General features: G+C 41.8%; 12 protein-coding genes. 3 read left to right on the forward strand and 9 right to left on the reverse strand.

Annotation, left to right across the window (positions count from 1 at the left end; translation table 11 throughout):
• Both J8L97_RS04760 and J8L97_RS04765 read right to left on the reverse strand, forming a co-directional pair.
• On the reverse strand, positions 1 to 332 hold a 332-nt coding region (locus tag J8L97_RS04760; protein ID WP_211048075.1), incomplete at its 3' end, for a hypothetical protein.
• Positions 333 to 639: 307 nt separating this feature from the next.
• A complete protein-coding gene (locus J8L97_RS04765; RefSeq protein ID WP_211048076.1) occupies positions 640 to 1,362 on the reverse strand; it encodes a glutamine amidotransferase-related protein in 723 nt (240 codons plus the stop codon).
• A gap of 232 nt (positions 1,363 to 1,594) precedes the next feature.
• On the opposite strand from J8L97_RS04765, the gene J8L97_RS04770 reads away from it, so the two are divergent.
• Positions 1,595 to 2,611: a YHYH protein gene (locus tag J8L97_RS04770; RefSeq protein ID WP_211048077.1), complete on the forward strand. Its 1,017-nt coding sequence runs from the start codon at positions 1,595 to 1,597 to the stop codon at positions 2,609 to 2,611.
• Positions 2,612 to 2,668: 57 nt separating this feature from the next.
• Positions 2,669 to 3,208, forward strand: a complete 540-nt coding sequence (locus J8L97_RS04775) for a hypothetical protein (protein WP_211048078.1) — start codon at positions 2,669 to 2,671, stop codon at positions 3,206 to 3,208.
• A gap of 130 nt (positions 3,209 to 3,338) precedes the next feature.
• On the opposite strand, the gene J8L97_RS04780 is transcribed toward J8L97_RS04775, so the two are convergent.
• From J8L97_RS04780 to J8L97_RS04810, 7 genes are all read right to left on the reverse strand, one after another.
• The gene (locus J8L97_RS04780) at positions 3,339 to 3,815 is read right to left on the reverse strand and encodes a DUF1456 family protein (RefSeq protein WP_211048079.1); all 477 of its coding nucleotides are present in this window, start codon (positions 3,813 to 3,815) and stop codon (positions 3,339 to 3,341) included.
• Between the two features lie 142 nt (positions 3,816 to 3,957).
• On the reverse strand, positions 3,958 to 4,695 hold the full coding sequence (locus tag J8L97_RS04785) for a prephenate dehydratase domain-containing protein (RefSeq protein WP_211048080.1): 738 nt from the start codon (positions 4,693 to 4,695) through the stop codon (positions 3,958 to 3,960).
• A gap of 270 nt (positions 4,696 to 4,965) precedes the next feature.
• Entirely contained in the window at positions 4,966 to 6,099 is a 1,134-nt protein-coding gene (locus J8L97_RS04790) for an ABC transporter permease (protein ID WP_211048081.1), read from the reverse strand.
• Positions 6,099 to 6,833 (reverse strand): ATP-binding cassette domain-containing protein, encoded by a 735-nt coding sequence (locus J8L97_RS04795; RefSeq protein ID WP_211048082.1) that lies wholly within the window; start codon positions 6,831 to 6,833, stop codon positions 6,099 to 6,101. The genes J8L97_RS04790 and J8L97_RS04795 overlap by 1 nt, the downstream gene beginning before the upstream one ends.
• Positions 6,830 to 8,362 carry an alpha/beta hydrolase gene (locus J8L97_RS04800; protein ID WP_211048083.1) on the reverse strand — a complete coding sequence of 511 codons (1,533 nt, stop codon included), beginning with the start codon at positions 8,360 to 8,362 and terminating at the stop codon, positions 6,830 to 6,832. The genes J8L97_RS04795 and J8L97_RS04800 overlap by 4 nt, the downstream gene beginning before the upstream one ends.
• A 251-nt stretch (positions 8,363 to 8,613) precedes the next feature.
• Positions 8,614 to 11,256 (reverse strand): type I DNA topoisomerase, encoded by a 2,643-nt coding sequence (topA, locus tag J8L97_RS04805; RefSeq protein WP_211048084.1) that lies wholly within the window; start codon positions 11,254 to 11,256, stop codon positions 8,614 to 8,616.
• Between the two features lie 248 nt (positions 11,257 to 11,504).
• On the reverse strand, positions 11,505 to 14,828 hold the full coding sequence (locus J8L97_RS04810; RefSeq protein ID WP_211048085.1) for a hypothetical protein: 3,324 nt from the start codon (positions 14,826 to 14,828) through the stop codon (positions 11,505 to 11,507).
• A gap of 166 nt (positions 14,829 to 14,994) precedes the next feature.
• Between J8L97_RS04810 and J8L97_RS04815 the strand changes: the two genes are divergently transcribed.
• On the forward strand, positions 14,995 to 16,320 hold the full coding sequence (locus tag J8L97_RS04815) for a dicarboxylate/amino acid:cation symporter (protein WP_211048086.1): 1,326 nt from the start codon (positions 14,995 to 14,997) through the stop codon (positions 16,318 to 16,320).
• Positions 16,321 to 16,379 lie beyond the last annotated feature (59 nt).

A 16,379-nucleotide genomic window follows, 5' to 3' on the forward strand; every position in this document is an offset into this window, starting at 1 on the left:
AACACCAACCAAGATAGATGCTTTGCTTTTGAACCAAGCAAAGCCATTAAAAAATGTAAAGTAAACGTCACCATTATAATGTTTTCTATGGCTGCTTTAGTAATGCTAGGCTGCGCCAATACAAATAAAATGGCAGCAAAACCGCACCATGCGATAGAGGTTAAATGCCATGCAAAACGCAATGTATGTCTGGTAAATTCAGTGCCACCAAAAAGTGTAGGGAGATTGTCTCGCTTGAATAGTCGACTTAAAATGTAGCGCTCCCCTAAATAAGAATGTGCACCTGCAACTGCAATAAGTAAAAATGCTGCAATATATAGTAATACTTCCACTTCCGTTACTCCTTTCTTTATTACGCTGAGTTTTGCGAGTATTTAGGGGCTGTTGATCTTTCAGGTTCATTTTTGCAGCCGTTTGATTGGATTTTATACAAGGCAGAGGCTGCGTAGCATGGTAATTCCATGTGAGTCAGCCGATAACATAGTAGAAAAGCCAATCAAGCGCTGCCTACCGGTTCTTTTGAGCACCACTTTCTCTTTGTTGCTTAATATTCGCTTAGGTTACTAGGCCACATATTAAGCGCCGCGATAAAAGCATGCTCAAAGAGAACAAAAATAGAACAGCAAATATCAACAACCCCTAATCACCCTGCGTGCGCTGATATTTCAATGATAACTTATCTAAAAACTCACTGAGTAAATTATTCATATGCTGTGTGTCAAAGGTCAGTATATCTGTTGCTTTTTGCACCCACTGATGCGTGCTCGATAGCGACTCGTCATAGGACGCGCTAATAAGCGACTCTACACATTGTTGAGTGAACTCTAAATGACACTGAAAACCGTAAATTAGATCTGCATATTCAACAATTTGCCTTGGACACCCCAAGCTACTCGCCAGTATTTTTGAGGTTGGTAATAACCCAGGCATATCATTATGCCAATGCCCAACCACTTCCGTTGATTGGAAATGATCAAATAATACATTGTTTTCACCTGCCGCTGTCATTGTGACTGGTAAGTAACCTATTTCTTTGTGAGGACTAACCTCATACTTAGCGCCCAGCGCTTCACCAATCAATTGTGCGCCTAAACAAATACCCACAATGGCTTTATTTAAAACAATACATTCACGTATAAAACGCACTTCTTCAATGACATTGAAATGTGCGCAATCACTGACGCTTGTTTTTGGTGACTGTGGTCCGCCTAAAATCACCAAAAAATCAAAATCAAGCTGCTCAGGTAAACGTTCCCCCTCGTAAAATTTTGTACGCGTTATATGGAACCTATTATCGACAGCCCAATGTTCAAAAGCGCCAGGTCCTTCGAATGATTCATGTATCAAAAAGTGAATGTGCATAAACGTTCCTATCGTCCATTTCGATTTAATTAGCATGATAATAACTAAACAAGCTCACTCGTCACTTATCCAATATGACAAATACTATCAATAATCAGACAAAACATATTACGAGTGAAAATAACTATCTACTGGATAGAAATAAATCACAATCACTAAATGCCCTTGCATACTATTTGCACATTTCATTCCTATTGTTTGCTTATGCCCATTTTGCAGAGGATTTAATTACATGAAAAAATCATACTTTCTCAAACATAGTATCGTAAACGCCATTATAGGTAGCCTATCAGTCTTTTTGCTTGCGTGTGGTTCCAGTAGTGACGACACGTCTTCTACTAGTGCAAGCAGCACCGCAGCCCAAAGTACCGACACCACAGTTACAACCCCAATATCAACAGACACAGGCACATCAAACAGCAACTCAACAGACGCCATTTTGTGTGATTATCATTACAATGAGTTTAATAGTTCAGAATCGGTGTCTACCTCCAGTAACGCCGACTGGGCATGTACAGGCACACAACGAACGCTGGTCGCAAACGGTATTCCAGATCATATGGTCGGTACTTTTCCAAATCAAAACAATCCTAATGAAATAACTGAGCAGTCTGTTTCCATTGCGTATACCTTAACCCCAGCACATACCGCAACAGCAACGACATTAGGAGGACCACAAGGCGCAACAGGGTATGTACTCAACGGCGTAAAAATTGACGCAAACACTGCTGGCTCTTGTGATGATTCAGGTAATAGTTGTAGTTTGGTTGGTAACACCGGAAGTTGGCATATTGAAGCACTCAGTCAAACGAGCTTTAACTTTGGTACAGACCAAAACAACGCACATGTACAACCCAATGGCGCTTATCACTACCATGGCATGCCTGAGGGTTTTATTGCACTGCGTGGCGGAAATGAAACCACCATGACGTTAATTGGCTGGGCTGCTGATGGCTTCCCTATATACGCAAGATATGGTTACACAGATGCAAATGACAGCTCATCGTCGTTAAAAACACTACAAGGAAGTTATGAGCTGATCACTAACATAAGTAACACCCGCCCTTCCGTTGATACGTACCCTTTGGGTACATTTGCCGAGGATTGGGTTTACGTGGCGGGCTCAGGTGATTTAGATGAGTGCAACGGCCGAGAAGGTGTCACGCCTGAATTCCCCAATGGTATTTATCACTATTACGCCACAGATAGTTACCCATACTTTCAACGCTGTGTTAAAGGCGCTTTATAAAATACGCCTGTGTTAATTAAATAGCGTCACTTAAGTGATTCGATTAAGGAGCCACTCATGAATATACCACTGCCTTTTAACTTATTCGCCATATTGATATTCTCTACGAGCCTATTTGTACCTCAAACTTCCTCGGCCCATTTAATGGTGGCGCAAAATGGAACATTAAATTTTAACAATGCGGGGGCGTACATGGTCCTGTCATTACCCATTTCAGCAGTTGATGGGTTGGATAGTGATAAAGACGGTAAAGTCACACTGCTTGAGTTCAACAATCATCGTTCATCATTGATCGCACAAATAAAAAACGCCATATTCACTATGGCGCATACGCAAAAGATTCTCTTACACAACATCGTGCTTGCACCACAACGCTCTCATAAATATCAAAATAATAGTGATCTGATTGAAATTACAGACATTATAATTATGGGTATGTTTCCTGTGACTTATCAGAAAAACACGCTCCAATTTCATAACCTGTTATATGGGAAGGCAGCGCAAGAAAAATTAATAACTCTATCCGTTACAAAAAATCACACGACAAAATTAAATCAATTCGACTTGTCAATGACTCAACCGTTTTGGGACCTATAACCTCGGCTTTAAGAGCAAAACCACACCCATACTACACAACCTGTCATCAGTATGGAGATTTGTAATCAGGTATTGAATATCTACGAAGTTTATTGCAGTAGCAGAGGTGTATCGCCTCTGCGCTGTTCATTCACTCTACATTGTCAACCGATGGGTTAAATTGACACTGAAGTGCTTGTAAAAAGTGATGGAGCATCTGATCCTTGCATACTCGATAATGCTTATTACCGGGTTTACGAAAAAATGCACTCAGCTCATGTTTACTCATTTGAACATCGACCAATTGCAGAAGGTCTAATATATCTTCTGCTTTCAAGTTGAGTGCAATCCGCAGTTTTTGAAAAATCATATTGTTATTCAAGCTATTTTCTGGCTTTGCTTGCTCACCTGCTCGTTTACCGCGCTTCAAATCAATAAAGCCATTAAGAAACGACGATAACTCTAGATCAGCCAATACACTAAAACCCTCTTCAGCGCCCTGTTTGAGCCAGCCTGTCACTTGTTCATTTGTCACTTTAACATCCGTCAGGGAGAACACTTCTATTACCTGACTATCGCTTAAATCAAAGGTATAACGTACACGTCGTAAAACATCATTATTATTCAAAACAGATCCTGATCACTCAATTAGTTCTTCACAATCGACACGATTGTGAGATATTTTCAATCTTACCAGAATCACAGCTTAACCCCTATTTATTGCGTGTAACTCATGGATTGAGTCATGAATTGATAGTACCTAACCCTGCTTAGAGTGCTCTACCTAGGGTAATTGCATGACTTAGCGCTTTCCGTGCTTGGCTTATGGTGATCATCTCAGTCCGCTTGTTAACTTTCATCAATAAGAAACTTGTTTCATTGTGTTTGTTGTCTTGAATGCCCTTTGCTATGACAGATAAGTTCGGGTACGTTTCCACCAAAACACAAGAACCAACTGCGACACCGCCTATACCCAATAGCCGTTTTGACACTCGTTCAGCCGCTGCAGATGTTCCGTTTGGCACAGCCAGCTCAGGTACACCTACCTTGGCTTTCCACCCTTTAATTTGTTTCAGTGCTGCTGGGTGTGATGCAATAACACTGATCTCCTTATTATTATTAACATCATCAATATGCATCAGTGCACACATCTCAATTGGCGTCGTTATAAATCCAATGACATCAACTATGCGGTATTGCTGTACCGCTGTTATGGTCGCATCAACCAACTTTCCTGGGATCGTTGAGTTTTCAACAGCACTAAATGCCCATGTATTTGTATTATGTGCTTGCTCAAAGGTATGACTGGGCGTACCTGCAAAATTCACAGGCATTTTTAAAGCGCTCTGCTGCGCAAATAATTGGTTTATTGCGGCATCATTGAAGCTACCAGCCGAAGCTTGAACGTAGACTTCTCGCTTTTCAAGCGCTGTAGTACTAAAAGACAACATCCCGGTTGTTATACTGTAAAGTACACTAACAGCAACACCCAGCTTAATTTTTATCACTCAACCACTCCATTTATAAAATTAGTTAGCGTTCATATTTAACAAAATAATTTAAGCCCTTGCAGCAAATTTAAGCGATTGGTGGAATAACGGTCTATGCTCATAATCCATGATTAGCCTCAACCCCCAATATCTCGCTGATAAAATTAACAATATAACTTAACCAACCCCAACTTAATGACAAGTTATCCACTTTTTCTGTGGATAACCAAGCATGAAAAAGCACTGCAATTGCAGTGCTTTTTCATATTTTATGTCAAATAAAGTCAGCTATAAGCCAAATACCACCTTCTCACTTTTTAGCATACGACTGCTTAGCCAGCTAAACAGAGCAAAGAGTACCAAAGTCACTATAGTAGATATAACTAGCTGTGGCACCGGTAACGGGTTACCTTTAATAAACTCAATCATAGCGTGTTGCTGGGCTGCAATCGGTAACCACTGAACAACCTCAGTACCAATGTCATACGTCGTTACCATGCTCAATCCCATTGGCACAAACAATACCATCGTCACATACGTTTGCGCTTCTTTGAATGATTTAGCCATAAAAGAAACAAATACCTGTAAACTGGCAGACATGAGCGCAATGGGTAATCCAATCACCATACATAGCAATATAAAATCAATACCGAGGTTTACACTAAACCCTAATTGCTCCCATGGCACCATGGCGTAAGCAAATTTAGACACCACAAGAATGAGTGCTAATCCTAACATTGAGTATGTTGCAATTGCGCCTGACTTGGCCAATACGATTTGCATACTACTCAACGGATGACTCAGTAGCAGCGCCAGTGAATTTCTCTCTCTTTCACCTGCACTGGTATCAATCGCTAGATTCATCGCCGCGTAAAACAGTGTAAGAACAATAGACAAGGTCGCGATACCTAGAAACATCCCCCCTTTTGACTCTGGGGTTGCCTGATCATTCACCTGCACATTAACGGCTCGCATTACTGTTGGGTCAATCCCTCTCGACAATAGTCTAAGACTCGCAATTTCGCTGTTGTACTGCATCAGTGATCGTTCTAATTGAGCAATCGATTTGCGTAACTTATCATCAGATTTATCCGCAATAATCGTCACTTGGGCACTGCGCCCTTCACTCATTTTTTGCCGATAATTCTCGCTGATCTCTAAGGTTATAGCCTTAACATCTTCATCTGTACTATGCTTTATTTCTTTAGCATCTAGATATTGAATGAGGGATGGTGCCACATCTGCGTTACTAATTGTGATCTTGAGCTCGTCCGGAGATGCAAATTGCTTTAACATTATCGAAAATAACACACACATCAAAATAGGCGAGCCTATCGCATAGTATAAACCAGCCATCACTGAGCGTTTATCACGGCCTGCATCCAGCACTTCTTTTTTAAACAATACAGTAAGTAACTTCATTACGCTGCTATTCCTTCATCACTGCCGATCAGTTCTATAAATGCTTCTTCCAACGTTTGTTTGCCTGTGCGTTCACATAAAGACTCTGGAGATCCCTCTGCGACTACTTTACCTTTCGCCATCACCACAACGTGATCACATAAAGCCGCTACTTCTTGCATCACATGACTCGAAAAAAGCACACAGTGCCCCTGCTCTTTTAGCATCAGCAGCAAATCACGCAATATACGTGTACTCATTACGTCAAGTCCTCGAGTGGGCTCATCTAAGATAATATTGGTGGGCTTATGCACAATTGCTTGGGCGAGTGCAGTTTTCATATGTTGCCCTTGCGAGAAACCTTGGCAACGCCTATTTGCAATATCTTCCATTTTCAACTTCAATAACACGTCAGTTGTTGCATCTTTAGCACCATCGATATCCATACCACTGAGTTGTGCAAAAAACTCGACATATTCACGAGGTGTTAAACGCTCATATAAACCACATGGATCTGGGAATAAACCCAACTGCTGCTTTGCTTGCATTGGATCTTTAGCAACATCAATCCCATCAATTTCTGTGTTACCGCTATCTGCTTTTAATAACCCAAACACCGTACGAAGACAGGTTGTTTTTCCTGCACCGTTTGGCCCTAGCAACCCTGTTATTTTGCCATTTTGGGCGCTAAAGCTCAGACCGTTTAACGCATTCACCGAACCAATTTTCTTCGTTAAATTATTGACTGATATCATGAGTTATCTCCTTTTTTCTCAGGATCATTGCTTACATCTACTTGCGGTATCGCGCCATTTAAATTCATAAAAAATTGTGTTGTGTTGTTTTTCTCTAAGCAACTGGCATCTAATGTCTCAGCGCTTTTTTTATTAATAAATTCGCTTACCAACTTTGCCGCACATGTTTGTGATACCACGCCATGGGTTGCAGTCGGTGCGATTAAATGGCGCGCATTTTTCATTTCAACCATCGTCAAGTCCGCCCACTTAGGCGGTGTTGCAGGGTCGACTCCTCCAGAGAGTAACAAAGTCGGCGTATCATTATTTAATGGCTTATAAAAACGCTCGTCAACAGCTTGAGCCTGCCAAATAGGGCAACTGACATCCAGCCCTTCAATCATCAGTTTGCCAAAATAATTCTGTTCATATTGCTGTCTTGACGCGGCGGTTAGTCGAGGCCAATCTTCAGCACAAACAATAGCACTATGCATCCCAAGTGCCATGCTGTCACTCATATCGGATGATGACAGTAACCCAACCAAAGGTGAATAATCACCAGCTAAAGCTTGTTTTATCGTCAAAGGGATCAAAGCACGTGTGCTGTGGCTATATAGTGCCATCCGAAGCGCTGAAAATAGCTTTAGTCTTGTAACCACCAGCTGAACTTTTTCATGCGTACGAGGGTGCCTCACTGTAATCTTTACCGGTGCTTCATCGAGCCTAGTTAACAACACCTCAAGCTGCTTATCCAAATTAGGGAACTGTTTTGTACACGCTTTATCTGATGCACAACGAGTAAAAAGCGCAGCCATTGATGTGTCAATTGCACTGCCTATCGCTGATAAGCTTTGCTGCATCGGCACAACACCATCTAATGTGCTAGTTAATACCGCATCTGGAAACTGCCGAGTATATTCTTGCGCAATACGCGTACCATACGAAACACCGTACAAGTGCAGCCCTTTATAACCTAATGCTTTACGAACCGCTTCAAAGTCTTTCGCTGCTATGGGAGTAGAAAAGTAACTTAAGTCGATATTCAACTCACTTTTGCAACGGAGTGTATCTTCTTTTCCTAAACGATTCAGGTCTGCTGTCATATCATTAAAAGCAAACTGAGCAACTAAATCATCTGATTCACACTGAAGTTTATACGATTTCCCAGTACCACGTTGATCTACTAATAAAATATCTCGATTCTCACGCGCGTACCGCAAATTTCGATTGAAAATTGCAGCCAATTCAATCGCGGATTGTCCTGGTCCACCAGCAAAACCTAGCACCGCTTCCGTGGGGTTACTTTGTTTAATTGCTGGAATAATTGCAAAATGAATGTCAATTTCGCCAGCATCTGACTTATCATCTGAGAGTGGTCGTTTAATACTGCCACACAGTAACCTATCTGCGAGATTTTCTACGTAGCACGGTGTTAATGTTGGCTTTTCGTCAATATGCGTGTCTGCTAACACACCCACATTCATACCTAAACAGGTAAAAAGTATAGATAACGGTGCTAGACCTAATTTGAATTTTTTTACTGAATGCATTATTAATTTTTCCTAATTGCATTAAACATCAGCTTAGTTGGCTTTAGTTTTGGTCTGTGTATCATTACAGAAACATGAGAGTAATGATGCCTCTGCACAATGTCAACTTGATAGCTAAGCACCTCGCTTTTAACCACCCAAAGCTCCTCGCACTTTTTCTCACTCTGCACTTTAATACATTGCCAAAAGCCAACCTATATCAGATACAATAAAGCCGGGATAAACCCGGCTTTATTTTTTAATGACTAAAATTACTTCTTTTTCTTTTTAGTCACTTTTTGTTCGATCACCCACTTACCTTTATCAAGCGTCGCTTTCCAACCAGTGGCTTTGCCCTCAACTTCAGTCATAACATATTGAGTTTTCGTTTTTCGAGAATAACGAATAACAGCCAAGTTACCATCATCATCCTGTTCAGGTGCATCTGCCAAATAGTAAAACTTTGGTGAGATCCGATCTCTAAAACGCTTAAGTTCAGCGACTTTAGGGGCTCTGGTTTCCCTAGATTTCGGGAATGTATGCGCCGCTAAAAAGATCCCCGATGCGCCATCTCGCAACACAAAGTAGGCTTCAGATTTTTCACATTCCAATTCAGGTAGATGAACAGGATCTTCTTTTGGTGGCGCAGCTTCACCGCTTTTAAGCAATTTACGAGTGTTTTTACATTCCTCATTGGTACATCCAAAGTACTTACCAAAACGGCCTGACTTTAATTGCATTTCTGATTCACATTTATCACACTCGATAACTGGACCGTCATAACCTTTAATTTTAAAGGTACCCTGCTCAACAACCACACCGTCACATGCCGGATTATTACCACAAACGTGTATCTTGCGTGTTTCATCAATAAGATATGAATCCATCGCAGTTTCACACACTGGGCAACGCTTCATTTGCATTAAGGTTTCGGTTTCAACATCTTCCACATCAGCTGCAACGGCTTCATCACCAGACACCAAGTTCATCGTCGTTGTACAGCGCTCTTTTGGTGGTAAGTTATAACCTGTACAGCCTAAGAACACGCCTGTAGACGCAGTACGAATACCCATTTTTCTGCCACACGTTGGGCAGTCTATATCAGTTTCAACCATGACATTTTGACGCATACCGCCTTCTGCTTCTTCACCACCAGCTGTTGTTAGCTGCTGAGAAAAGTTTGCATAAAACTTATCGAGCACTTGCGTCCAAACACGCTCGCCTTCTGCGATATCATCTAAACGACCTTCCATTTTTGCGGTAAAGTCAAAATTCATTAGATCATTAAAGTTTTCAACCAAACGGTCTGTCACTATCTCGCCCATTTTCTCAGCAAAGAAACGGCGATTCTCAACACGCACATACCCTCTGTCTTGAATGGTTGAAATAATCGCGGCATAGGTTGAAGGGCGACCAATGCCGCGCTTTTCTAGCTCTTTTACTAAACTTGCTTCACTAAAACGTGCCGGTGGCTTAGTAAAGTGCTGTTTCGGATCTAACGCGACTAAATTAATCTCATCGCCAACAGCAACTGCTGGTAATGATTGATCTTCTTCATTCTTTTTACGCACCGAAGGCTGAACCGCAGTCCAACCATCAAAGCGCATCACTCGGCCTTTGGCCTTTAATGTGTAATCACCTGCGGCAACAGACATCGTGGTTAAATCATACTCTGCAGGCGTCATTTGACATGCCACAAACTGACGCCAAATGAGCTCATACAGTTTTTTGGCATCAGCATCAACGCCTTCAACATGGCCTGACAATACCGTCACGCTAGATGGACGTATCGCTTCGTGTGCTTCTTGTGCGTTGTCTTTCGCGCTATATTTAATCGGGTTAGCTGGTAAATACTTATCTCCAAACTGTTCCGTAATATACTCGCGACACATAGACACAGCATCATTCGACAGGTTTGTTGAGTCAGTACGCATATACGTAATATAACCGGCTTCATACAAACGCTGTGCCAGCATCATGGTTTTCTTTACGCCATATCCTAAACGCGTACTGGCGGCTTGCTGCATTGTTGAAGTAATAAAAGGCGCACTTGGCTTACTTTTACTGGGCTTTTCTTCAACTTTAACAACTTTATAATCACTTTTCTCAAGCACAGTGACCGCAGCAGCCGTTTGCTGTTCATTCACTGGTTTGAATGCACTACCTTGAAACTTGGTCACTTCCAATCGAATTGGTTGCGTACTGGCAGTTACATCTGCATGAATATCCCAAAATTCTTCAGGAATAAACGCTTTGATCTCGCGTTCACGCTCTACCAACAACCTCACAGCAACAGATTGCACTCGTCCTGCCGATAACCCGCGCGCCACTTTTTGCCACAATAGTGGTGAGACCATAAAGCCAACAACACGGTCTAGAAAACGACGTGCTTGCTGTGCATAAACCATATCGGTATTTAACTGACCAGGTGCCTCAAACGCTTGCTGAATCGCATTCTTGGTAATTTCATTAAACACCACGCGTTTATATTTTTCAGGTTCACCACCGATAATTTGTTCGAGGTGCCATGCAATGGCTTCCCCTTCTCTATCCAAATCGGTTGCGAGATAGATATGGTCAGCGTCTTCAGCGAGTTTTTGTAATTCTTGGACTACCTTTTCTTTACCCGGTAGTACCTCGTAATGAGGTTCCCAGCCTTTTTCTGGGTCAATTCCCATGCGTGCAACAAGATTCGCATAATCTTTGTTTTTTTTGTAAATGGCCTTTTCTTCTGGCGCCATTTTGCGCACTTCCGCAGGGCTTTTGGTGGCAACTCCTTTGGTTTTACCTGCACCTGACGTCGGCAGGTCCCGTACGTGACCGACACTCGACTTAACAATAAAGTCTTTACCTAAATATTTATTAATTGTTTTAGCCTTTGCGGGAGACTCTACAATTACTAACGATTTGCCCATAGCTGCCTATTTTTGACCGTTCTTGTCTACGTTTTTGCCCATCACGGACGACTAATATTTATAGGTATATCTACAAACACCTATTGTTACAAGCTTTAAATACAATCTTTTAGCTGATCACTGATTAATTACACAACTTTTGTTGCAATTTTACTCAAAAACTATAAACCCTAAATTAAGCTGCGCAATATAAAGGAATAGATACAAAAATGCCAACCTGACTGGTTGGCATTTGTAAGAAACTGCAATTATCTATTATCTTCTATGAGAATTGACTTAGTCACCTTTGTCTCGGTATCACCATTTTTGAATAAAAAATCAATTGCAAGTGACCCTCTGGTTTTTTTGTTACCCTCAACTTCTTGAGCAATAGATACTATCGAGTACATAGTTCTATCATCATTGGTGTTAGGGATCACTTCACTGTGCTCAATAATGGTCAACTCTCCATTTGTCGCTGATATTGTCACCTCTGTCCCAGCAGGTAGCGGGTTACCAAATTCATCAGAGTAATGAATACGAACTTCAAGTCCAGGAATACCCTCGTCAACCATATCATCAGGATCTGAGCTATTCGGATCGTCAATCAATGAAGTCGATAAATCGATAAAACTAACATCACAAAAACTGTCATTATCTGACGTTTCAAGATTTATCTTTAAAGACCCAGCTTTATCTGAGGCACTATCAAAAGATACCGCAGGGCAACCTGCTGGAACGTAAATTTGATGTGGTTGTGTATCACCAGAGATGGGTGTTAAAGGAACTGAAAACCTCACAAAAGGAACGTCGCCAGACATAACCAGTTCAAGATTATCACGTACTTCTATTAAATCTCGTGTACATTCATTCGCAGCTTGTGCAGCTTCCGAGCATAACAAACCATTATATTTATCATCGGCAAAATCAAAAACGCCATTGTTATTCAAATCTCGCCAATCATCATCATGCCCCCCATTTTTCGTTGTAGTAGGCGTACAAGGGCCTGTACCATTACGGCTACAGTTTTCTTTATCAAACACAGAGTTCTCGTTTGTGTCTAAGAAAGCTTCGCTTAAATCAAACTCTTGGCGGTACTCACCAATGTCAAATAAACCATTTCTACGAACCACGGGGTCGTCTACTTCCAACGGATCGTCTGACTCTTCGTCACGAAAATTCTCTTGTCCTTTAGCAACCGCAAGTATACTGACACGCCCTCCCATCACCACACCATTGGGGTCATTTTTGGCTCTAAGTATACGAGTCCAACATGGGGCTGCGGTACCAAAATAGAGATCACAGTTTATTTCACCCGTTTTTGGGTTAGTCGCACCGATGCGATTTCCCCATTTCGCATCAGTAAATGGCCTATCGCCTTGGCTACGCCATTGTACCGTACACGATGCATTATCAGTGATACATTGAAAGGTATTTGTCCCATCAATGCTACCTATTGCCCCTTGCTCGGCTAATACCGTTGCGGTTACACCATCAGCATTAAATTGATTAAACTGATCACCAAAGAATACCGTGATATTTGAAATAACATTATTGTGATTTAACGAGTTACTATTAAGAATATCCGCACTTGCATCGAATGTATTCTGATCTGTCACACCAGAGCTTAATATTATTTGGGAAGAGACACTGTAAACTTGCTTTGACAATGGATATAAATGCAATGTTCCAGTTGGACAAACCGCATCAGCTGGCTTATTTTTACAAAGTTCAACATCTTCTGCCCAACAAGAATAATCGTCAGTTGGGGCCGAAACTGCCAATTTATCTAGATCAGCTTGTTGAATATAACAAGCACGTACTACCAAAGGCCCAGGCACAATACCAGACTTAACGGTGGTCTGCACTGAGCCTTCTGTGTTGGTATTACTGGTTCTTTGCGTGAGCGTTGCCAACCCTTGATTATCCGATAATTTAAAATCAACTCGCGCTCTAGGTACAGCTAACGAATCTTCATCAAGTAATGTAAACTTTACTATAGACTGAGTTGGGATCCCCCCTTCACCTGGTGGAAGGGCTATAAATTGCTCCGTGACACTTTCAAATTTAATGGCTTGCACTGGCGCTGATAGCACAGGAATAACCGTACGTATGTTGAAGTTTTTACCGCCAGTTTGTACGTTAACCGTGACATCGTCATTACCTTGGCACCCAACTGCGCGATAAGTAGAACTTGCAATACCGTTAGCAGACTTAACCATAGCATCTATAGTTGCTTGGCCTGCTGTTGCACACGTCGATGAAAACTCCACATCAGTGGGTATATTGTAAAGGCTGCCTGATTCGTCTCGCAACGTGACGCTTATAACAGTGCTGCCGCCTGCATTTAGCGAAACCACATTGCCGTTTTCTATCGGCAAGCCGTTGTCGATAGATAATTCCAGGTCGGCGATGCCCACAGAGAAATTAATGGTACCTTCGACATTGTCAGCTTGCGCTGACGTCACTTTTAGAGTGCCTGCACCGCCTTCATTGCCTGGTTGTAGCTTTAACAAAGCCACGCCAAAATTGTCTGTTAACGCATTGCCTGACGAAGGTAAGGTTGTTCCTAACCCTGTTTCTACATTTACCAAACCGACCGCGACACCGTCGCCTGTTTGCGCGCTAGTTAAACGTATATATATATCTGCCAAATCATTAGATGAAATAGAGTTTACAACTTGACAACCCGATGCTGTATTTAACGGGTCAATTAAAACCTCATCACGGTTAGCATCCCAATTAGCATTACACCCCGTTAATAATTTAACATCGAGTAAAAATTTCGTATCATCTTCAAGATTAGTGTCTCCAGATGAGAAAAACACATCCGACTTACTGATACTTTCATTGGTACTGGTATCTTGATAAGTGACCGTTACTCGACCAGCTCCTTTTGACTGACCACTGCCGAGTTCAAGTACTGCCAGACCCTGCTCATCTGTAATCGCTCGCTCCGTGCCATTTTTAATTTCACCTGTGAACTCTGTTGAAAATGATACAATTTGTCTCGCCAAAGCATTGCCGTCTTTTTGCAACGTCGCTCTAATAAACCCAGGATTGTCTTGAGTTACAGGATTGCTTTCAGTGAAAGGGAGATTCGCTTTATCCACCACTGAAACCGTTAACGTCACATCTCCTGACACACCAGAATCCGTTCCGCCTCCGCCGCTTGAGTTAAAATCAAAAAAACCCGTGACCGTTTCATCTGCTGCAACAAACGATACAGTCACTCGCCCTGCACCTTCGATTGCCGTAGGCGCCAAAGTAATAACGGCCGCACCATTATGATCGGTCAGTACAGTCCCTGAGGAGGGGGTCATGGTCGCAAACTGGTTAGTGGTAAAGGTGACCCTTGCGTCAGTTTGAACAATACCTTCTTTGGTTAATACTGCCGTCACATTTAATGGTGCATCCACAGATACCGAATTACTCTCGTTATTGGTTTTACTGCTCTTCCCACTAAGTGTAAATAGATATTCAGATGTGTCACCATCACCACTATTATCATTCTTTTCAATTGAGCCACCACCACCGCAAGCAGTAAGCCACAAACTAAGCATTATAATGCTAAATACGCGCATTAAAGGCATTAAACCCTCTCCCTAGCTAAGTTTAAAGTTGTAATTTTTTATCATACTACCTTAGAAAGGTTCAAAAAATCACAGTTTTTTATCAATAAATTGTCGATTTATTTTGGCCTTGCGCGGTCAGCCTGTTAGGCTATGCTGATTTTCGATTACTTTAGTAACCTAAGTTATGCAAATAAATAATAAAATGAGCTTAACCACACGGATCATGATTGGTATGATCGCAGGTGTGGCTGTTGGTTTACTGCTTCAGGCCTTATTAGGCGACCAGAAGGAACTTTTTATTCCCCTCGGTCTATTTGATTTCCCCATAAAAAGTGTGTTTGTTGACGGCTTTTTCCATATTGGTGGACAAATCTTCATCGCCAGCTTAAAAATGCTTGTGGTTCCCCTCGTCTTTATTTCTTTGGTTTGTGGCACATGCAGTTTAAGCGACCCTAAAAAGCTAGGTCGACTTGGAGGCAAGTCAATCGGGCTATATTTAATTACCACCGCAGTCGCGATCACGGTTGCGATTAGCTTAGCGCTATTGGTGAACCCTGGCGTTGGTCATGCTATTCCTACCAATGCTAGCTTTGACGCAAAGCAAGCGCCTACTTTGGTCGAAGTCATCATTAACATGTTTCCGACCAACCCAATTAATGCGATGGCTGAAGGTAACATGTTACAAGTCATTGTGTTTGCATTGCTATTTGGTATTTCCATGGCTTTAAGTGGCGAGGCTGGCAAACGTGTTAGTGCGGTATTTGATGATCTCAACACTGTGATTCTAAAACTTGTGACATTATTAATGAACTTAGCGCCATACGGTGTTTTCTGCTTAATGGCTAAACTTTTCACAACCATAGACATAGGCTTAATTTATGCTTTGGCTAAGTACTTTTTTGTGGTTGTTGCTGCATTACTCATACATGGGTTTATCAACTACTCAATCATTCTAAAAGTCTTAACTGGGCTAAACCCAATTACGTTTTTGCGCAAAATGAAAGATGCTTGCCTATTTGCATTTAGTACATCAAGCTCATCTGCAACCATGCCTATCACGCTTGAAACAGCAACCAAGAAGCTCGGTGCTCATAATTCTGTCGCATCCTTCACTGTTCCACTGGGTGCCACAATTAACATGGACGGTACTGCCATTATGCAAGGGGTCGCAACAGTGTTTATTGCGCAAGTTTTTGCTGTCGATTTAACTCTAAGCGATTATCTAATGGTTATACTGACCGCAACATTGGCATCAGTTGGTACTGCTGGTGTCCCTGGTGTCGGCCTGATAATGCTTGCAATGGTGCTCAATCAAGTTGGCTTGCCTGTAGAGGGAATTGTGATCATTATGGGGGTTGACCGCTTACTCGATATGACCAGAACAGCCGTGAATGTTACCGGTGATTGTATGGTGACCTGTGTGGTTGCTAAGTCGGAGAAAGAGTTCGAAGTAGAGATATTTAACGACCCTAATGCAGCAAAAGCCTTGGAAGACCATAAGTCTCTTTAAGCTAGCTCAATATGAACGAAACATTAAAACAAAAAAAGCCGCTCATTTAGCGGCTTTTT

This window comes from Pseudoalteromonas sp. MMG012 (assembly GCF_018100875.1).
Taxonomy (GTDB): Bacteria; Pseudomonadota; Gammaproteobacteria; order Enterobacterales; family Alteromonadaceae; genus Pseudoalteromonas; species Pseudoalteromonas aurantia.